Genomic DNA, 20,864 nt, shown 5'->3' with positions numbered 1-20,864 from the left:
GGTGATGGATTAAGCGGCGTAAGCCCGGTGTTTGTCCCGCTTGGCGGGTGATGGGAGGGTTTGCAGGGCGGGTTTTGTCCCGTCGCACGTTATGGTAATGGCGGGCCGAAGCCCGCCTTATGACAGGTGATTTCAGGTTTGTTTTAAACGTATTTCCGGTGTTCTCCGCCGTGGGCGACGTTGTCGATGCAGCGCGGGCAGAGGCCGGGGTAGGCGGCGTTCTGGTTCACGGTCGGCAGGATGTGCCAGCAGCGTTCGCATTTTTCGCCCTGTGCTTTTTTCACGGTGATCGCGAGTGCGTCGCCGGCGCGCAAGGTAACTTTGGAGACGATGTACACGTAGCGCAGTTCGTCTTCGAGGCGTTCGAGGGTGGCAAGCGTCGCCGCCGGTGCGGTGATGTCGAGTTCGGCTTCGAGCGAGCCGCCAATGTCGCCGTTTTTGCGCGCGGCTTCCAGCGCGGTGTTGACTTCTTCACGCACGCGGTTGATTTCAGCCCAGAAGGCGGCGTCATATTGCGGGTCGTAATCGGCGAGGTCGTCGTAGAAACGGGTGAGGAAGACGGATTCGGCGCGTTCGCCCGGCATATGCCGCCAGATTTCTTCGGCGGTGTAGCTGAGTATCGGCGCGAGCCAGCGCACCATTGCTTCGAGGATGTGCCAGATGGCAGTTTGCGCGCTGCGGCGGGCGATGTTGTCGGTGGCGACGGTGTATTGGCGGTCTTTGATGATGTCGAGGTAGAAACCGCCCATGTCCACCGCGCAGAAGTTGAAGAGTTGCTGGTAGATGAGGTGGAACTCGTAGTTCTGGTAGGCGGTGATGATGTTGTGGTGCAGTTCGTTGGCGCGGGCGAGGGCGTAGCGGTCCAGTGCCAGCAGTTGTTCCAGCGGCACGGCGTGGCGCGCGGGGTCAAAGTCGTGCAGGTTGGCGAGCAGGAAGCGGCAGGTGTTGCGGATGCGGCGGTAGGCATCGGCGCGCTGTTTGAGGATGTTGTCCGAGAGGCTGACTTCAGCGCTGTAATCGGCGGAGGATACCCAGAGTCGCAGGATGTCCGCCCCGAGGCTGTTGATGACTTTTTGCGGCTCGACGACGTTGCCCAGCGATTTGCTCATTTTCCGCCCGCTTTCGTCCACGGTGAAGCCGTGGGTGAGGAGGCCGCGATACGGCGGTTTGCCGTCGATGGCGCAGCCGGTGAGCAGCGAGGAATGGAACCAGCCGCGATGCTGATCTGAACCTTCGAGGTAGAGGTCGGCAGGGTAGCCGATGTCGTCGCGTCCGCGCAGGACGGCGTAGTGGGTACTGCCGGAATCGAACCACACGTCCAGCACGTCATTGAGTTTTTCGTATTTATCGCAGTCGGCGGCGGGAATGAGGTCTTCGAGGGCGAGGGTAAACCATGCTTCGATGCCGTCTTTGGCGATGACGGCAGCGGCTTTGTCCATGATGGAGAGGATGTCCGGATGCAGTTCGCCGGTGTCTTTATGCTGCACGAAGCACAGCGGCACGCCCCAGTAGCGCTGGCGGGTGATGCCCCAATCCGGGCGGGTGGCGATCATGTTGGTCAGGCGGCTGCGGCCCCATTCGGGGGTGAAGCGGACGTTTTGCAGGCCATCCAGCGCGGTTTGGCGCAGGCCGTTTTTGTCCATGCTGATGAACCATTGCGCAGTGGCACGGTAGATGGTCGGGCTGTGGTGTCGCCAGCAGTGCGGGTAGCTGTGGCGGATGGGGGCGTAGTGGGCAAGGCGGTCTTTTTCTTTGAGGAGTTCGACGACTTTGGGGTTGGCCTTGAAGACGTTTTCACCGGCGAAATAGGGGGTATCGTCGGCAAAGCGGCCATCGGCAAGAACGGGGTTCACATCCACGCCGATACCGTAGTGGCGGCAGACTTCAAAGTCTTCGACACCGTGCGCGGGGGCGCTGTGGACGCAGCCGGTACCGGCATCGAGGGTGACGTGCTCACCGTTGATGAGCAGACTGTCGCGCTCGATAAAGGGGTGGGCGAGGACGAGGCGATCCAGCGCTTTACCACTGGCGGTAGCGACCGTTTGCCACGGGGTTTCCACGCCCCAGCGCTCGCGTACGCTGTCGATGAGGTCTTGGGCGATGATGAAGTGGCGGCTGCCGTCGTGGATGAGGGCGTATTCGAGTTCGGGGTGCAGGGCAACGGCAAGGTTCGCGGGCAGGGTCCACGGTGTGGTGGTCCAGATGATGACATCCACGGCGTCAGGCGCGGTGGCGAGATTCATGCGGCGGGCGAGGTCGGCGGTGTCGCGCACGGCAAAGCGCACATCGATAGATTCCGAGGTTTTGTCTTCGTATTCGACTTCCGCTTCAGCCAGCGAGGAGCGGCAGTCCAGACACCAGTTGACCGGCTTGAAACCGCGCACCACATGGCCGTTAGCGACGATATCGCGCAGGGCGCGGACGATGCCCGCTTCCGTCTGCGGCTGCATGGTGAGATAGGGGTGCGCCCAATCGCCAAAGACGCCGAGGCGGATGAAATCAGCCTTTTGCAACTCGACCTGACTTGCGGCATAGCTACGGCAGGCGGCGCGGAATTCCGTCGCGCTCACCTTCGCGCCCGGCTTGCCGATTTTCTGCTCGACCTTCTGCTCAATCGGCAGACCGTGGCAGTCCCAGCCGGGAACGTAGGGGCAGTCAAAGCCGAGCATATGGCGCGATTTGGTGACGATGTCTTTCAGGATTTTATTGAGCGCATGGCCGACGTGAATCGCGCCGTTGGCGTAGGGCGGGCCGTCGTGCAGGATAAATTTCGGGCTGCCCGCGAACGCTGCGCGCTGCTTGCCGTAAATATCATTGTCCTGCCAGAAAGCGAGGATTTCCGGCTCGCGTTGCGGCAGATTGCCGCGCATTGGGAAATCGGTGGTGGGCAGATTCAGAGTATCTTTATAGTCAGCCATGTTGTTGTTCCTGTTGAATAAAAAATCGGGTATCGGCGATGTCCTGCCGAATTTGCGCTTGCAGCGCAGCGGCGTCGGCAAAGCGGCGGGTGCTGCGCAAAAAATGGCGGATGTGAACGCGCAGCGTCGTGCCATAGAGGGCGGCACCATGGTCAAGCAAATGCACTTCCAGCTTGCGTTGCCTGCCACCGAACGTCGGGGTAGTGCCGATATTGGCGACGCCCCAATGCAGCGCGTCATCGGGAGTGATAGCCACCTGCACCACATACACCCCGTCCGGCAGGCACCAGTTGGCAGGCAAATGCACATTGGCCGTCGGCGTGCTGAGTTCATGACCGCGCCCCGCGCCGTGCCGTACCTTGCCGGTAAACGTCACATCGTGTCCGAGCAAGTCGCGGGCGCGGGCGATGTCATGCGCGGCCAGCGCCGCACGAATACGCGAACTGGAAATGCGTGCGTCATCCGCCTGCACCGTCGGCAAAGCCTGCAAACGGAAACCCGCTTGAGCCGCAAAACGCGTCAGCAGGACAAAATCACCGCGCCCGCGAAAGCCGAAGCGAAAATCGTCGCCCACCAGCAAAAAACGCAGCCGCAGCGGCAGCAAATACTCGCGGATAAAATCTTCCGGCTCCTTGCGCATCAGGGCGTGTGTAAACGACAGCAGCAGCCAGTGCTGCAAACCGCACTGCGCGAGCCAGTGGGCACGGTCACGCAGCGGCGTCAGCAGGGCGGGCGGCTCAGCGCTGACCAGCGACTTCGGATGCGGGAAAAAACTGAGCAGGGCGGTGGTGAGATTATCCGCCGCTGCTTCCGCTGCGAGCGTATGCAAAATGGCCTGATGACCACGGTGGACGCCATCAAAATTACCGATGGCAAGGGCGACCGGATGCGGCAACGCCGGATGACGCTGCCAACGGTGAATGAGCATGGGGCCTCGCGCAAAAAGAGCGCATTATAAAGACTTGCCTGCCGCCGCGACCAGCATCGCGCGGTGCGGTTCCAGGTCATAACCGCAAACAGCTGCGCGGGCGACGAGTTCATCCACCGGCGTCCCGGCTGCCGCTTCGCCCAAGGCCCAGGTGAGCGTGCTGCGCATCCCGCTCTTGCAGAACATCAGCGTCGTTTCACCGCCGGCAAGCACCTTGCGGGTGGCCTCAACCACTTCCGGCGGGAACAGCCCGCCCTTCACCGGCAAATGCAGGGTGCGGATACCCTCTGCGGCAGCAGCAGCGGCGATATCAGCAAACGCGGGTTGCAACGTGCCTTCGCCGTCGGGGCGGTGGCAGATAATCTGCGTGATGCCCTGTGCGCGCAGGGCGGGAAGATCGCCGGGCTGGATTTGCTCGCTGATATAAAGATGATTGTGCAGGTGCTGCATGGGATTTCTCGGTTGATTTCTCGGTTATATGAAAGAAGACAGGATGATAACGCCTCGCTTGGTGCCTGTCAGGACAGAAACACACAGGGTTATCCCGCTTGACGGCGGCCCCAGTATTTACGCCGCTTGGCGGAGCCAGTAACTATGCCGCTTGGCGGGGACAGCAACTATGCCGCCTGGCGAAATCCTGTCGTGTACAAAGCCGCCAGATAAAAAATCAGTTGGGCAAGATTGAACGTTGCGCCACCAATCATTGCCGCCACGGTTGATGCCGGAAAGAAGCTGCATGTGGCGGCAATGACGATACCGGCCGGCACGGGCGTCAGGCAGGCGAGCGCGCGTGGCAGAGTGCTTTGCCCGCGTGCGATGGCAAAGAGCAGCAGTAGATAACCGCAGGTGATGAGGCCGATGGATGTTGCCCAGTGGAGGATAAGGACGCGGTAGAAATCGTTATACAGCGCGATGAAGAGACTTTTGTCTGCGCCCGGGTCGGCAACAAGCGCCTGCACGCTGCGGCCAAGAAAATAAAACCCCGCATGGCCAAGTGGCGACAGGGCAACGCCGCAGGCGAGCAGGGCGAAACAAATGCGGGCAAGACGGGACGGGTATAGCAGGCGGTACACACCGCAGGCGGCGGCGAAATAGAAAATGATACTGAACGTGGCAGGCAGCACACCCCACAACAGCCGCTGCGGCGAACCGCCGAGCATTAGCGCGGCAAGGTCAACGTCACCCGCCATCACGCTATCCAGCGTGGCGAGCAGCGGATAAGCGGCCGTTTGCGGCACGAAGCCAACGAGCAGCATGTCGGCAAGCGTCCAGCAGCAGGCGGCGAAAACACCGCAGAGAAGCAGGCAGCGGATATTCACAGGGATCTCCGAAAGCGGCAGGCTTTTGAAATGGGATGGTTCATATTTTTTGCAATCAGGGGAAGGAAGCAGAATGTAGTGGGTCGCTGCAGCTTTTGCAAAGCTGCCGTCTGCATGGGCGACTACGATAAAATAATGTCAAAAATTTACTATATCACCCGTTACGGCTATTTTTACCCGCGTAACACCGCTATAATTCCCCAGCCAACAAACGAAAAAACACACGTTTTCGGCTTGAAATCAAACCTCCATCCAACTCAGGTGAACATCCATGGCAATCCAAACCCCCAATTTCCTTGACCTTTCCTCCTACGGTATCCATAAACAGGCTTACCGCAACCTCTCGCCTTCCGCGCTCTACAAAGCCGCGTTGCAGGCGGGCGACGAATCCGTGATTTCCTCCACCGGTGCGCTGATTGCCTTCTCCGGCGCGAAAACCGGCCGTTCACCGAAAGACAAACGCATCGTGAAAAACCCCGCCTCCGAAAACGACATTTGGTGGGGCAAAGTCAACATCCCCTTCCCGCCGGAATCCCACGCCGCCAACCGCAGCCGCGCCGTGCGTTTCCTCAATGAAGCCGAAAGCGTGTATGTCCTCGATGGCTATGCCGGCTGGGACGAAAAATACCGCCTGAAAATCCGCGTCATCACCACCCGCCCGTATCACGCGCTCTTCATGCACAACATGCTCATCCGTCCGACCGATACCGAACTGGCTGCTTTCGGCGAACCGGATTACGTCATCTACAACGCCGGACACAAACCGGCTGACCGTACCGTTGTCGGCGTCACCAGCACCACCTCCGTCTCACTCTCCTTTGAAGAACGCGACATGGTCATCCTCGGCACTGAATACGCGGGCGAAATGAAAAAAGGCGTATTCACCATCATGAATTACCTCATGCCGAAACAGGGCGAGCTCTCCATGCACTGCTCCGCCACTGCCGAACAGGGCGGCGAGCGCTCTGCCGTGCTCTTCGGCCTCTCCGGCACCGGCAAAACCACCCTCTCTGCCGACCCGAACCGCAACCTCATTGGCGACGATGAACACGTCTGGACTGAAGACGGCATCTTCAACATTGAAGGCGGCTGCTATGCCAAAGTCATTGACCTCTCCGCCGAAAAAGAACCGGAAATCTTTGGCGCCATCAAATTCGGCACTGTGCTGGAAAACGTCGCCTACGACGAACACTACGTCGTGCAATACGACTACACCCCGCTGACCAGCAACACCCGCGCCAGCTACCCGATCGAATACATCAGCAACGCGCGCATCCCCTGCAAAGCCGGGCAGCCGACTGACATCATCTTCCTCACCTGCGATGCCTTCGGCGTCCTACCGCCGGTGTCCCGCCTCAATCCGGCACAAGCGATGTACCACTTCATCAGCGGCTACACCGCAAAAGTGGCCGGTACCGAAGTTGGCGTCACCGAACCGGAAGCCACTTTCTCCGCCTGCTTCGGCGCACCGTTCATGGTTTGGCACCCGGCCAAATACGCCGAACTGCTCGCCGAAAAAATGAAAAAACACAACACCAACGTCTGGCTCATCAACACCGGTTGGGCGGGGGGTGCCTACGGCGTCGGCGAACGCATCAAGCTGAAATACAGCCGCGCCATCATCGACGCCATCAACAGCGGCGAACTGGCGAAAATGCCGACTGAGGCCGATCCGGTCTTTGGCTTCGACGTCGTCACCGAATGCCCGAACGTACCGTCTGAAATCCTCAAACCGCGCAACGCGTGGGCAGATAAAGCCGCCTACGACGCCCAGGCGAAAAAACTGGCGAAAATGTTTAACGACAACTTCGTCCAGTTCGCCGATGGTGCAAGTGCGGAAGTCAAAGCCGCTGCGCCGAAAGGCTAAGACGTCTTACCAACAAAACACCGTCCTTCTGGGCGGTGTTTTTTATGTTGCTTTTCATAGCATTGCGCCATGACTCATGTATATCAATACCCATAGATTATTCTCTGGAATTGGCACAAAAACGATATGCTGTTAACTAAATTCCAGTAACCTTTTATAGCGTGCGTCTTTCTCTAACTGCGGGGCTGCATCTTTTATTTCATCCAAACATTTTTTTAATTCATCGTAATTCCATAAACGATCATGCCCTATTATTTTATTTAACAATTCTAAAGATTCTTCTGGAAAACGACTACATAGTTTATTAGAGTTCACTAGTAAATGAATAATAAGGTATGCATTTTCAATTGGTTGTAACCAATATTTAAATTCGTCAATAGCAGAAGGTAAATTTTCATCGGCTGTGATTGCCAGGCGAGCTAGATATTCACTGATTTTTTGGGTTACTTTACGGCGTTCTTTTGGCCAAATTTTTTCCCAGAAAGGCAAAATGCGATGCTGCCAAAAAGCCTTGCTCTGTTTATCTGATGCTTCAAGGGCCTGTATAAGCGTTTGCACAATAATTTCCAATCCTTCCTGAGGCAGATTGCCAAGCATTTCCCGCCATTCTTCTGTGCTGTCACTCTCTATGGTTTCTAATGCTACGTAAGTCAAGAAAGATATAAATTGTTCACGAGATTCATCGAGATCATTGTAGTGTTGCGCGGTCTCAATAAAATCTTTTTTGCATTTGCTCAATAATGGTTGATACAGACGAGGGGAGAAAAGGAAACCTTCCCATACAGCTTGAGCCTCTATTGGATTTTGCCAATTTAATAATGGTAAAAGGTGTTTTTCTGTCCAAATGCGATCTACACGAAATAAGGCAATCAAATTCATGCCCAATATAACTCGTCCATAGCGATATTTTCCTATCTTGTCATCACATAGCTCGGTAAATATGGCTTTAATATCATCTGGTAAACCATCATTATCACTTGGTCGTCGCTTAAACCAGAATTCAATCAATGCTTGTGTGATGTGACCGATGGAATGCCTCATAGCAGCTGTTACGGATGCATGTGCTTCCGTATCCAAAGGTAATGCCATGATCTTACGGCACAAATCCAGTAGGATTTCTTCGTGATACGCGAGGGGTTTAGATGCCGTTTCTATCCACCAAGACACTTCATATGCGAGAACTTGCAATTTTTCTTCAGGCATAGTTTGCACCAGCGGGGCGGCATATCGCCAAGAGCACTGCACCATTTCGTCCTTGCTCCATACCTGTAATGCTGTTTTCCAACGCTCTTCCGGCCACTCACCTTTTTTTGCCAAATCGCATAATGCGTGCAGGCTGTGAAAGAAACAGGTACGACAAACATCGGACCAATCATCTTGGTAGAAGAAATCTTGCTTCGGTGGTTGCGCTAGCCATTGCACCAGTTCATGCCGTTTGCGCGGTGCGCGGGTAATCATCCGTTTATCTTCATAATCAGGATCTCCGCTGGTACTGATCCAACTAGAAAACTCATCTCTTTCATTACTCGCCAAGCGCCATTCCGGATATGCGCTAGACAGCTCAAGCAAGCGGGTTGCCGCCGGCTCACCCAAACTGAGGCCTGAAGATTGCAGCTTGGCCAGCCGCAGCCAGATGGAATGCGCTTTGAACTCTTGCCACCGTGCTTCTTCCATATCATCACGATACATGCTGCTTGGTGGACCATTAAGAATAGTCATTTCCAAATGTAGTTGACTGGTTCCAGTTAAATGCCGCCCTTGCAACACCAGTAGGCGGAACATTTCCCGCTGTGTATCAGGTGTCCATAGCCACCATGCATCATCCGCCAGCAACCATTCGGTCCATTGTTCCGGCGAGAGGCACTCTTCTTTGCTGGCAGCAAACAGGGCAAGACGTTTGAAGGTCGGATAGGGCTGCTCAAACCAATAGCGCGCAATCTGCGCTGCCCGTTCGCGGTCTTCGGTATAGGCTGCCAGCCATGTGTTACGCAAAAGCTCAATCAAGATAGTCCATGGGCGGTACCGCCAGTTTTGCCTATGTGGGGCAATAGATGGTAAATCCCAAAAAGACCTATCATGCCGGCTGTCGGCTTCCCCCAATTCATGCATTAAATCCAGAGCGTCGCGCAGCAGCAATTGAAATTCATCCAACAGCGATGGTGGTATGGATGATGCTTGTTCCCCAACTTTTAGCCAATCACGCAATATGTGGGCTACACCATCAACGGTTAATACAATATCCCAGTCTACTAATTGTCTGATTCGTGTAGGCGGCTCTTTATTATTGCTTTCGTTACTGATAGATCTATGCGGTTTTCTTATTTTAATCTTAGGCGCTAATAGTTTGCGTAATACTAAACGTAAATCAACCGTTAATCCATTTCGTTTAAAGTTATCGAGCCACTCATATAAAGCATTATTATCCTGACAAGTCATAATCTGTCCATTCAATAATAAGTGCCATAAAGTTTGCATTAGCAGGCTAGGAATTGCTTTTGGTGCTGCCGAGCGGATACGTTCTAACTCAGTAGTCTCACCATTACGCTCTAACTCAGCAAACTCTTTTAATTGGTTTCTTATTCGCCATGACAGTTGATGATGCAAGCGGGAGCCTTGCTGCACCAACCAAAGCAGTAGCTTTGGATCATCCAAATGACGTAGCAGCCAGCGTGCCAGTTGTTCCATTCTTTTGTCCCATTGTCCATCGCTATTTTTTATCAAGACTAATGACATCCACGGCGCATATTGGTAGGGCGAAGGACGTTTGATCAGGCTAAAAGATAGTTTTGTATCCACTTCTTCATGCGGCTGCACACCAAAACGAATTAAATCGCTATGATTAAATTGTTCTTTCAATAACACATCCAGCCAATCCAAAGAAGGTACAGGATTGATTTCTGCGAAGAGTTTAGCCGGGTCCCCTGATTTATCCGCTAATGCCCATAGAACCCGACCAACAAAATCATCCTGTTGCGTAGTGTTGTGTAGAGGCATAGCGGCATGTCGAGCGATGATGGCTTTTTTGCCTTGTATACCATCACGATAAGTGGCCGCCCACGCATGCAGTGTTTGGTGCAGTGCGGAATGATCTCCCCCATTAGCCGGATAAAGAATAGGCGTAACGCCTTTGGCTTCCCATTCTTCTCGTTCCTGTTGCTCTTTTCCCGATTTATAGCCACCGAACGCCCATGCCTGCGACGTCCTTTCGCCCAATAAGCGGTCAGCAGCCAAGGCATCCATCATGTAGCGCAATATTGGATCATTGATGCTGTATCCGACGAAGCAGACAACGTAGTTACGAAACAGTTCGCTAACAAAGCGGGCCGCCCAGCGCTCAACTAAATAGGCCAAGCCGAAGTCACCGCTGGTGACAATTAGGCGATTCAGCGCTTCTTTGTTCGGTTGCTCAGGCAACAAACCATGTAAATAAGCCACCCCATTCCAGCGACTATCCTTGGGCACAGGTAACATCGGGGCTTCATAGGCATGAAAGGTTTGTCCGATGCGCTTGGCAGCCTTATGGAAAACACGGTCAAAGTTGGTTGTGACCAGACGTAGTATGCCCTCCCGATCACACCCCAAGTGCAGCAACGATTCATGAGTTTTGGTGGCATTTTTGCGCCGCAATTTAGGCTGCAAAATCTCCTTTATGGTTTCCCGCACTACCTGTCGCTGCCCGGGCAAGCGCTGTTCAAGCAAATTCAACGCGACGTCAAATTGTTCTCGCTCGAAAGCCCTCTGTTCAATGGTCAAACAAGTTGTGTTGTTGCGCTTATAGATTTCCTTTGTCAGTTCTTTGAATCCGGGTAGTCCTGCAAGATAAGAAATACCTGCACCGCAAAAAAATACGACTTCTCCCTCTTCGTGAGCATGGATAAGAGCATCCGGAATATCCGGCCCATTGGCGACAAATTGCATTGGTTTTCCTCCTGATAGGTTATTTTTTACTCCGTTTGTCAATGTCGTCGCATGACTTGGGTGACAAAGGCCACAGATAGTAGCCCTGAGCAACTATATAGGTTGTTCAGTACATCTTCAAGACATAAAGCACAAAAGTCAGTAAAACAATGATGTTGGAATATTACATAGTCCCGAAACAACCTTACGGCTTCTCAATAGAAATCCCGAAACGGGAACTACGATTCTGTATCACCACCGATAGAAATTACCTATTTACTCTCAAATAGATAACAAAAACAGACGTTGTTGCACTTGCACGCATTCTGTGAAAAAAACTATATTTTCCACGTTAAAAAACCGCACACCTTGTGGATTTTTTAGCGTCCCCCGTTCACTTGATGAGGAATGTGTATGCACAACAAATTCATCATGTCGCTTGACCAGGGTACCACCTCGTCGCGCGCCATCATCTTCAACCGTCACGGCGAGACCATGAGCGTCGCGCAAAAGCCGTTCACTCAATACTTCCCCAAGCCGGGCTGGGTTGAGCACGACGCCAAAGAAATCTGGGGCTCGCAAATCGCGGTGCTGACCGAAGCGCTGGCCAAATCCGGCCTGGAAGCGGAAGACCTCGCCGCCATCGGCGTCACCAACCAGCGTGAGACCACCATCGTTTGGGACCGCGCTACCGGCGAACCCGTCTACAATGCCATCGTCTGGCAAGACCGCCGCACCGCCAAATATTGCGACTCTTTGCGCGATCGCAGCGACTGGATCCGCAGTAAGACCGGCCTCATCATTGATGCCTACTTTTCTGCTACTAAAGTCAAATGGATCCTCGACAACGTCGAGAACGCGCGCAAGCGGGCGGAAGCGGGCGAACTCTGCTTCGGCACGGTGGACACCTGGCTCATCTGGAACCTGACCAAGGGAGAGACCTTCGTCACCGACCCCAGCAATGCCAGCCGCACCATGCTCTACAACATCCATACGATGGACTGGGACGACGAACTGCTCGCCCTCTTCGATATCCCGCGCTGCATGCTGCCCGCCGTGCGTGCCAGTAGCGAAGTCTATGGCACCGTATCCAGCCGCTTCCTTGACCACCCCGTACCCGTCGCCGGCATCGCGGGCGACCAGCAGGCCGCGCTATTCGGCCAGCTCTGCACCGAAAAAGGGATGTTGAAAAACACCTACGGCACCGGCTGCTTCCTGCTGATGAACACCGGCGAACAGGCGGTGACCAGCAAAAACAACCTGCTCACCACCATCGCTTGGAAAATCGGCGGCAAAACCACCTACGCCCTCGAAGGCGGCGTTTTTGTCGGCGGCGCGGCAGTGCAATGGCTGCGCGACGGTGCACGTATCATCCGCACCTCGGCGGACATCAATACCCTCGCCGCTACCGTAGAAGACAACGGCGGCGTGTATTTCGTCCCGGCACTGACCGGCCTCGGCGCGCCCTACTGGGATTCCTACGCGCGCGGCACTATCCTCGGCATCACCCGTGGGACCACCGATGGCCACATCGCCCGCGCCACGCTTGAAGGCATCGCCTTCCAGGTGTACGACATCGTCAAAGCGATGGAAGCCGACGCTGGCGAAAAAACCTGCGAACTACGTGTAGACGGTGGCGCAAGTATGAGCGACTATCTCATGCAGACACAGGCGGATATTTTCGGTTTTAATATCGTCCGCCCGAAAACCGTCGAAACCACTGCACTCGGCGCTGCCTACCTCGCCGGCCTTGCCGTCGGCTACTGGGCGGACATTGACAGTATCCGCAAGCAGTGGAAAATTGACAAAACCTTCACCCCGCAGCTCGCGCCTGAGCGCGTCAAAGAAATGCTGCACTACTGGCACAAGGCGGTGAAAGCCGCCCGTAACTGGATCGAAGAATAGGAGACCTAAAATATGAATATCTTTATTGCAGAAACCATTGGCACCGCGCTGCTTATCCTGCTCGGTAACGGCGTTGTTGCCGCCTGCTGCCTGAAAAACACCAAATCCGGCCCGGCAGGCTGGATGGTCATCACCACAGCATGGGCATTCGCCGTGTACGTCGGCGTCATTGCCGCGACCGCGCTTGGCAGTGGCGCACACATCAACCCTGCCGTCACCCTCGCCTTTGCCGTGAACGGCAACATCGGCTGGGATGTTGTCCCTGCCTACATCGGCGGCCAGTTCCTCGGTGCCATCATCGGTGCACTGCTTGTGTGGATACATTATCTTGACCACTTCGCCGTTACCCTTGACGAAGACGCCAAACGCGCCTGCTTCTGCACCTACCCCGCCATGCGCAACTACCCGATCAACTTCATTAACGAGCTGGTGGGTACCTTCGTGCTCATGATCACTATCTTTTATATTGCAGGTGCGAGCGTCACCCTGCCCGGTGAAGCCGCCGCCACCCCGGTCGGCCTCGGTTCCATCGGTGCCCTGCCGGTTGCCATCACTGTGTGGGCTATCGGCCTCAGCCTCGGCGCAACCACCGGTTACGCCATCAACCCGGCACGGGACCTCGGCCCGCGCATCGTGCTCGCCTGCGTACCGCTGCGTACCGATCCCGACTGGGCATACAGCTGGGTACCCGTCCTCGGCCCCTGCGCCGGTGGTGTCCTCGCGGCAGTCGTCTATCAAATACTGCAACGGCTAACCGCCTGAACCTGATCTGCCTGAATGTATCCCGCCTGCGGCAACGCCGGCGGGATTTTCTTTATCCATAAGCCCCTCACCACATGACCATGCTGGTCAATCTCCCGCTCTTTATCCTTTTCTATGCAATGTCCCCGCTTTGGGCGAAAGCCGCCATCTATACCGGCATTACCAAAGCCAGGTACCTCTTCCTATTACGCAGCCGACCTGCGCCCGCGCACCACTATCATTTGGGGCGTGGTGATATGGCTGGTATTCGCTACCGCTTCACCGTGTGGCTGGATGCCGACATGGTCAAAATGCTCAAGCATTGAACCCTCCGCACGCGCATGGCACCCGACACTAAAAACCCCGCTGATGCGGGGTTTTTGCGTGGGTCATGCATTAGCTCATTCAGAATGGTAACGGCATACCGTTCAGTTTGATTTTACCGTCGCTGTTTTCGATTTTGAGGCGGTATTCACCGTCGCTGAGGGTGACGAACATCGCTCCTCGACCTTCAATCATCGGGGTCAGGCCGATTTTGTCGGTGAGGCTTTTGCTGATGCGGACGTTGATGTGGAGGTCGAGGTTCTTTTTCAGCAGGTTTTGCAGGGTGGCCGGGTTTTCTTTGGCCTCATTCAGCGCCGCCTGCCAGGTTTCGGCGCTGTCGCTACTGTCTTTGCGGATACCGAGGTACGCGTTCACGCTGGCGCTGCCGCTGTCGGTTTCAGCGAGGAGGTCGGCACTGAGGCGGGTTTTGTCACGGATGAGGTTGGTGAGGGCGGCATTCAGTTTGTCCTGCGCCTCTGCCGGCATATTGTTGCTGCCTTGTTGTGCCTGTTCGCCAATCAGCTGCATCGCTTCGCTGAGGTTGGTGTTGGCGCGGGCACTGATATCGTTGACGGTCACGTTCAGGCGCAGGTTTTTTGGGGCGACGGGCAGCATGGGGATGCTTTGTTGCAGCGAGGCACCGTCGAGTTTGAAGGTGAGACCGAAGGTGCTGTTGTAATTGCCAACAGCGGTTTTGTTGTTATCGAGGTCGAAGATAATGTCGCCGATGTTGGTGACGCGACCATTGTTGGTGTAGCGGATATTGTTGATGCTGATGTCGCCTTTACCGAGGTAGGCACCCAAAGCATCGTCGTAGGTAACCCCGCTGCCGCTGCCTTTGATGCCGGCGATTTCAAGCCCGCTCAGACCGTTGATATCGGTAGCTTCGATTTTAATGGGATCAACGTTGAGGTAGGCGCTGCCGTCGGCTTTGTTGCCCCAGTTACCCTTGACAGCAGTGAGGGTGGCAGTGCCGCCTTTGCCTTCTTTACCGCTGCTGGTCATGGTGATAGGTTCGACGTTAAGCTGGCCATCAAAGATGTCCGCGCTTTTTTCGTTGTAGTATGTTTCGTATTGCATCCCTTTGAAATCAAAGCTGTTACCGTCGTCCTGAGTCTGGAAGGGGGTAACGGCGAGGGTATTACGGATATTGTTGTCGGCAAGAAGGTCTTTGCGCAGTTGCAGGTGGCCGGCGATGCCGTTGACCATGTTTTCATCCGTTACGGGTAGTGGTGCCAGGGCTTTCATGGTGCTAACCAGGGCATCATGCGGGGTAATACGGCGCTCAACGCGAGCAATGACGCCCTGGTCGCGCAGTTCTTGTCCGTAGGTGATGGTGTCAGTAACGGTCAGGGTAACGGGTTCTGCACTTTCTTGCAGCGGCAGGGGATGGGTGATAGTCGCAATCGCACTGCTGCCTTCACGGCGGTATTCGCTATCTGCAATGGCTTCGCTGCTGCTTTTGTAGCGCGCTTCGGCTTCATCGGCCATTTGCTCGACGGAGACGGCGGCGAGTTTGACCGGTTCGCTTTTTTTCTCTGCTGGCTTGTCGTCTGAGCAGGCAGCGAGCAGGGCGGCGGTGATGGCGGTACTGAGGAGCAGTTTGTATTGCATGAGGTTTCCTTGGTTTGTAGATAGATAGGATTCAGATGAGGGGCATATCGTGCGGGTCACCGTTTGGACGGTAGGTTTTGTACAGCCAGTACCAGATGTCCCCCTTACGGTGGTAAAGCAATGCGAGGAGTTCGGTGAAATTATGCGCGATGGCCGGGGCATAGCGATCGTTATGACGGTTGTCGTAGCACTCGCCGTGTCGTGCTCCAGTGAGGTCAATGTTGATGTACTGCCCTTGTGCAGCGCGAGCAATGAGGTACCAGTGGCGGCGGATATCGCCAATCGTTTCCGCCCATTCGTCTGGATAAAGGCTGCGGTTGGTCGGGATGAAGTCGCGTCGACCAACAATTTCGATGTGGTGCACAGGATCGTCTTTGTAGAGGAGCATGCCGTCGGTTTCCGTATAGAAGCGGGCGAGGTCGAGCGGCAATTCCGCTTCGGGCAGCGGTCTATCCGGCTCGGCGGGATAGACTTCGCAGCGCGGATCGGCCTTGATTTCGTTGATAAGGTCGTGGATGTCCATGGGTAGCGGTTCTGTTATTTACGGCAATCGTTGCCTTCCCAGTTCCATTGCTGAATGTCGCCCTGTTGGCTCACGATGAAGCGGGTGCGGCATTCGAGGTAGCGGCTGTCGCCGGGCGTTTCTTCGGCAAGGAAGATGGTGCTGCTGCCGCGATATTCGCCACCAAGACTACCGTCGGCGTTGTAGGTTTGCCCTTCTTGGTAAATGGTATGCGGGTGGTGCCAGGTGAAGCCGGGGGTGTGGATGATGCGCTGACGCAGGTATTCGACGACTTGGCGTCCGTCCCGCAGGGTGTAGCTGCTTTGCGGCGGCCCCCAGGCGAGAACGAGATCATCCAGCGGCCGTCCGACCCATTGTTGCAGGGATGCTTCGTAGTTGGCGGTGCTGGCGCAGCCGCTAAGAAGCAGTGCGGCAATCAGGGCTTTTTTCATGCTTTTTCCTGCCGGTTGATAAAGTTTTCCCGCCGGGGAGCGGCGGGAAGCTGGCTTAGAACAGCGGTTCGTTAAAGTCGAAGGCGAATTTTTCCATCGGTGGCACGATGCCGTCGCCCTGGATGTACTGGATATCGTGCGGCCAGACACGCGACAGCTGTGCCGGCGATTCCATGTGGTCAGCAATGAGCATGGCGTGGTTCGCCTCCGCATAGGCCTTGATTTCTCTCATGAAGTCTTCTTCTTCTTTATCTTCGAAGGTGTCGATTTCGCGCATATCAAGTTTGATGACTTCCGGTTTGACCCGTTCCAGCATTTCGCGCACGTTGGTATCGAGGCGGCCAATGTCAGTCAGCGCGAAGCGGCTACCCTGCGGGCGCATCTTGTCGATGAGGTGCATCGCGCCGGTGAAGCCGCTGGCGAGGTTGTCAAGGCGCAGCTCGAAGACGATTTGTGCAGGCGCAATCCCGGTTGCACGCAGCTGGCTGTTGATCCAGTCCGGGAAGGTTTCATCCAGCAGGGTATCGGTGCTGAGTGAGATGAAGCATTGCAGGGCGCGCTGGTCGCCGTTGTAGGAGAGGATGTCCTGCAACATGGTGTTGATCTTGATGCGATCGAACTGGCGCGCGAGGCCAAAGCGTTCGGCGACCTGGAGCAGTTTGTCAATTTCCATGATTTCGGCGTTACCACCTTCGCTATCGTCCTGCAAGACTTGCATGCGGTCGGCATAGCGCGGCACACCATCGACTTCCAGGGCGCTGATCGGCTGGTAGAGGATACGAATGCGTTGTTCGTCAAGGATACTCTGGATGGCGTTGACGCGGCGTTCGTCTTTGCGCGAGAGGTTACCGCTCATCGGCTCGGCGACGCGATCGCTGCTCTGGCTGGCAGCGAGGCCGCGCACAGCGCGAAATCCTTTGCTGACGAGGTCTTCCCAAGTACTTTCCGTGGTGATTTCGTTGATGCCGGCAAAGACTTTCGGGTGCACGAGGCGACCGATGTTTTCCGGCACCACTTCGTCCAGGTGGGTGATCAGGCCGTTGACCCGCTTGATGGTTTCTTCTTTGTTGCCGGTGAGCCACAGCGCCAGGCCATCATCGGTGAAGCGGACGATTTCCGTGCTCGGCGGCAAGAGACGTTTGGTATTTTCCGCCACGGAGGCGATGAGGATTTCCGCTGCCTTGTAACCGTCGCGCTGCCAGAGTTCACGGTAGTTTTCGACCCAGGCATAGACCCAGTAGCCGAGCACGGTTTTCGCTTCGCTGCGTTCCTGCGTCTGCTTGATGGAGGCGGCGAGGACACGGGGGCCGGCAAGACTGGTGGTCGGGTCGATACCGGTGCCGACACTGCCACCGCCGGCATCTGCACTGCGCAGGTACATTTGCAGGCCGGGTTCGCCATCAATGGTGATGCCGGAGACGCTGACGTTCATATCCACTTTGCCGCCTTCGATGGTCTGCAATTCAAAGCGTTCGCTCGGTACCACTTCTTTTTCCGTTGCTTTTTTCAAGAGCAGTTTCAGCCCTTTTTCGCTTTTGTGCGGCACGAAGCTCATCAGGGTCAGCTCATCCAGGGCAGCGCGGTTTTTGACACCGAAGGTGCGCAGGAAGGCAGGGTTGGCGTCGATAAAGAGGCCGTCCTGCACATAGGCGACCGGGTCAGGCAGATCGTGATAGATACGTTCGTAACGGTCAGCGACGGCTTTGGCGTTTTTTTCGACCTCGTGCAGGATACCGTCGAAACGGGTGGCACGCATGATTTGCTGCACGTGCTTGACGGCGCTTAATAAATCGCGGCGGGCGCAAGCGTATTCAGCACCCTGCTTGATCCATTGATCCAGCCCTTCCGGTCTGCTGTCAATAACAATGACCGGCACCGGCGGATGCATTTTTTCCCGCACGATGGGGCGCAGTTTATCCATCGACGGCAAGCCATCCTGCACGGCAAGAATGACGAGGTCGGGGCGGCTTTCCAGCATGCGTGATTCGGCTGCTTCCAGGGTTTCTGCGCGGCGTTCGTTCAGGAGGTAAAAACGCTGCACGCCTTTGCCAAATGCCAGCATCCATTCCATATCCTTACTGATCATCAGGATCGAGCAGGATTCTTTTACGGTTTCTTCTGTTTCTGCCATGACTGGACTTCCCTTTTGAGGTTTCGTAGGTGAAAAAATGCCGCATTATAGCGGCGTCCCTTGCCAAAGGTTAATAAATGCGGCGGCTGCGGATGGTGCCGTCCACGCCTTGCAGCTGTTCCAGGGCGACTTCGGAATCGCTGCGCGCCACGTCCATCACCAGATAGCCGACGCTGTCTTTGGTGGAAAGCGTTTGCGCGGCGATATTGATGTTGTGCTCAGCGAAAAGACGGTTGACTGCGGAGAGCACCCCGGGGCGGTTTTCGTGGATATGCAGCAAACGGTGAGTGTTGTCGCGCAGCGGTAGCGACACTTCGGGGAAGTTCACCGCACCGATGGTCGTACCGTTTTTCAAATATTGAATGAAGCGCCCCGCCACTTCCAGGCCAATATTGGCCTGCGCTTCGATGGTAGAGCCGCCGATATGCGGGGTAAGGATGACGTTTTCCATGCCGCGCAGCGGCGATTCCAGCGCTTCATCGGCGGATTTTGGTTCCTGCGGGAACACGTCCAGCGCGGCACCGGCGATATGGCCACTTTGCAAGGCTTCGCAGAGGTCGTCAATTACCACGCACTGCCCGCGTGCAGCATTCACCAGCATCGCCCCTTTTTTCATTTGATACAGCTCACGCGCACTGATGAGCTCGCGCGTCGCCGGGCTTTCCGGCACATGCAGGCTGACAATATCCGCCTGGGCAAGAAGCGCATCCAGCGACGGCGCCGCTTCGGCGTTGCCCAGCGGCAGGCGCGACTGGATATCGTAGAAGATGACGCGCATCCCCAGGTTTTCCGCCAGTATCGACAACTGCGCGCCGATGTTGCCGTAGCCGATGATGCCCAGCGTTTTGCCGCGCGCCTCGCAGGCACCATGTGCGTCCTTCGGCCAGCGGCCTTCGTGCACTGCCTGATTGCGCCGCATCAGGCCGCGCAGCAGGCAGATAATTTCGGCAATCACCAACTCGGCGACCGAGCGCGTATTGGAATAAGGCGCGTTGAACACCGGAATGCCCAATGCCTGGGCACGATCCAGAGCCACCTGATTAGTGCCGATGCAAAAACAGCCGATAGCCTGCAAATGCGGCGCGGTTTGCAATACGGCATCGCTCAACTGTGTACGAGAGCGGATGCCGACCACGTCGGCGCGTTGCAGAGCATCTGCCAGCGCATTACCTTCGAGCGCACCCGACAGCAGTTCAACGCGAGCAAATCCTGCCTGTTTCAGGGTGGTAACGGCATTTTGGTGTACGCCTTCCAGCAGCAGGATGCGGGTATCTTGGTGTGGCATGGTTTATATCCGTTTTTTAATGGAGCTTGAAGCGGATTATAGACCCTCGCTCCCACCTGTGCAGCGACAAAGCCGCTCCCGTCCACTTACTTGAGCGGTTCTCAAGCACTCTGCAATACCACTCAGCAGCGGCTGAAGTCGCGTGCAGCAAGATCCTGGCGGCGAATCCACACATAGAGGCGACCATTGCCATGCCAGTGCATGGCGCAGCGGCCATCGCTGTCAATCTGCAACAGCAGCAACCAGTCTGCTGCACCCTCCGTCAAGCCCTCTTCCTGCTGTGACGCCGTCGCCGCGCGGTAGGGGATGCCGTGGCTGGCAAGCTGACATTGCAGCTCCATTGCTCCCTGGATATTGTCGGAATGACCGAGCAGTTTGTGCCGTTTTTCGCCAGTAAATTTATCCCAGCGCTCCCACCAGGCGACATTCTCGAAATCCTCCCACCAGTAGTCGCGCATCAGCCAGCATTCGCGGTCGGGGATTTCCCAGCGCCTGCCGCATTGCAGTGCCGCCGCCGGGAAATTCCAGCCTTCTGGCGCATAGCGCCTGAGCAGGAAAGCGCGGTCACCGTCGTAGAACCACACGCGGAAACTGTCGCGGTCTTGCGGTTCGCTCCCCCAGCCACCGTCTACACAGTCGTAGAACAGATAGAGCATGCCGCGCTCCGGCAGTACATTGTTCATATCAAAACCCTGACAGTCAGCGAAATTGATCTGCACGACCAGCGACAACGGCGTGTCGCCACGCATCGGCCATGCCCAGTCAAGAGGCAAATCCGCCGCACCGCCGAGATGTGAGCGGCCGAAGGGCACCTCGTCTGCCGCCTGCGCCGTGAGCGTGACCGCGTTGCGCACATACACCTGTGCCGCCTGCCAATAGCGGCGCAACCCGCAGCGCAGCAGCTCCGCTTCCAGTGCACTCTTTGTCATAAAACACCTCCGGAGATTCGGCTGATGGTACACAAGCGGATTATAGCGGATT

The 20,864-nt window shown here is 55.9% G+C and carries 15 protein-coding genes; 4 read left to right on the top strand and 11 right to left on the bottom strand.

What is annotated here, in order from left to right:
- Window positions 1-143: 143 nt before the first annotated feature.
- The 4 genes from ileS to DY250_RS04725 form a co-directional block, all read right to left on the bottom strand.
- Window positions 144-2,918 (bottom strand): isoleucine--tRNA ligase, encoded by a 2,775-nt coding sequence (gene ileS, locus DY250_RS04740; protein ID WP_115611239.1) that lies wholly within the window; start codon window positions 2,916-2,918, stop codon window positions 144-146.
- Window positions 2,911-3,846 (bottom strand): riboflavin biosynthesis protein RibF, encoded by a 936-nt coding sequence (ribF, locus tag DY250_RS04735; protein WP_115611237.1) that lies wholly within the window; start codon window positions 3,844-3,846, stop codon window positions 2,911-2,913. Before ribF ends, ileS begins: the two co-directional genes overlap by 8 nt.
- A 24-nt stretch (window positions 3,847-3,870) precedes the next feature.
- Window positions 3,871-4,296, bottom strand: coding sequence for a TIGR01244 family sulfur transferase (locus tag DY250_RS04730; protein ID WP_115611235.1), 426 nt, complete (start codon window positions 4,294-4,296; stop codon window positions 3,871-3,873).
- Window positions 4,297-4,463: 167 nt separating this feature from the next.
- Window positions 4,464-5,165, bottom strand: coding sequence for a DUF6796 family protein (locus DY250_RS04725; protein ID WP_115611234.1), 702 nt, complete (start codon window positions 5,163-5,165; stop codon window positions 4,464-4,466).
- A 271-nt stretch (window positions 5,166-5,436) separates the two neighbouring features.
- Here DY250_RS04725 and pckA point away from each other — a divergent pair, with 271 nt between their 5' ends.
- On the top strand, window positions 5,437-7,032 hold the full coding sequence (pckA, locus tag DY250_RS04720; protein ID WP_115611232.1) for a phosphoenolpyruvate carboxykinase (ATP): 1,596 nt from the start codon (window positions 5,437-5,439) through the stop codon (window positions 7,030-7,032).
- Window positions 7,033-7,164: 132 nt separating this feature from the next.
- On the opposite strand, the gene dsr1 is transcribed toward pckA, so the two are convergent.
- Window positions 7,165-10,950 (bottom strand): anti-phage defense-associated sirtuin Dsr1, encoded by a 3,786-nt coding sequence (gene dsr1, locus DY250_RS04715; protein ID WP_115611230.1) that lies wholly within the window; start codon window positions 10,948-10,950, stop codon window positions 7,165-7,167.
- Window positions 10,951-11,343: 393 nt separating this feature from the next.
- Here dsr1 and glpK point away from each other — a divergent pair, with 393 nt between their 5' ends.
- From glpK to DY250_RS04700, 3 genes are all read left to right on the top strand, one after another.
- Complete coding sequence (glpK, locus tag DY250_RS04710; protein WP_115611228.1) at window positions 11,344-12,834, top strand: glycerol kinase GlpK; 1,491 nt, start codon at window positions 11,344-11,346, stop codon at window positions 12,832-12,834.
- A gap of 12 nt (window positions 12,835-12,846) precedes the next feature.
- Complete coding sequence (locus DY250_RS04705; protein WP_115611226.1) at window positions 12,847-13,596, top strand: MIP/aquaporin family protein; 750 nt, start codon at window positions 12,847-12,849, stop codon at window positions 13,594-13,596.
- 74 nt (window positions 13,597-13,670) lie between these two features.
- Complete coding sequence (locus tag DY250_RS04700; protein WP_115611220.1) at window positions 13,671-13,901, top strand: hypothetical protein; 231 nt, start codon at window positions 13,671-13,673, stop codon at window positions 13,899-13,901.
- A 79-nt stretch (window positions 13,902-13,980) separates the two neighbouring features.
- Here the strand turns inward: DY250_RS04700 and DY250_RS04695 are convergent, their stop codons facing one another.
- From DY250_RS04695 to DY250_RS04675, 6 genes are all read right to left on the bottom strand, one after another.
- Window positions 13,981-15,513: a DUF945 family protein gene (locus DY250_RS04695; RefSeq protein WP_172542212.1), complete on the bottom strand. Its 1,533-nt coding sequence runs from the start codon at window positions 15,511-15,513 to the stop codon at window positions 13,981-13,983.
- A gap of 31 nt (window positions 15,514-15,544) precedes the next feature.
- Window positions 15,545-16,036 carry an SMI1/KNR4 family protein gene (locus tag DY250_RS13930; protein ID WP_172542210.1) on the bottom strand — a complete coding sequence of 164 codons (492 nt, stop codon included), beginning with the start codon at window positions 16,034-16,036 and terminating at the stop codon, window positions 15,545-15,547.
- 14 nt (window positions 16,037-16,050) lie between these two features.
- Entirely contained in the window at window positions 16,051-16,467 is a 417-nt protein-coding gene (locus DY250_RS04690; protein ID WP_115611216.1) for a putative periplasmic lipoprotein, read from the bottom strand.
- A gap of 55 nt (window positions 16,468-16,522) precedes the next feature.
- Entirely contained in the window at window positions 16,523-18,598 is a 2,076-nt protein-coding gene (locus DY250_RS04685; protein WP_115611214.1) for an EAL domain-containing protein, read from the bottom strand.
- A gap of 70 nt (window positions 18,599-18,668) precedes the next feature.
- Complete coding sequence (gene serA, locus DY250_RS04680; RefSeq protein ID WP_115611212.1) at window positions 18,669-19,883, bottom strand: phosphoglycerate dehydrogenase; 1,215 nt, start codon at window positions 19,881-19,883, stop codon at window positions 18,669-18,671.
- Window positions 19,884-20,005: 122 nt separating this feature from the next.
- Window positions 20,006-20,812: a YwqG family protein gene (locus DY250_RS04675; protein WP_172542208.1), complete on the bottom strand. Its 807-nt coding sequence runs from the start codon at window positions 20,810-20,812 to the stop codon at window positions 20,006-20,008.
- Window positions 20,813-20,864: the final 52 nt, after the last annotated feature.

It is taken from the genome of Cardiobacterium valvarum (assembly GCF_900460955.1).
GTDB lineage: Bacteria > Pseudomonadota > Gammaproteobacteria > Cardiobacteriales > Cardiobacteriaceae > Cardiobacterium > Cardiobacterium valvarum.
The sequence above is the reverse complement of the archived record's forward strand: the minus strand, read 5'-3'. Positions and strand labels throughout refer to the sequence as shown.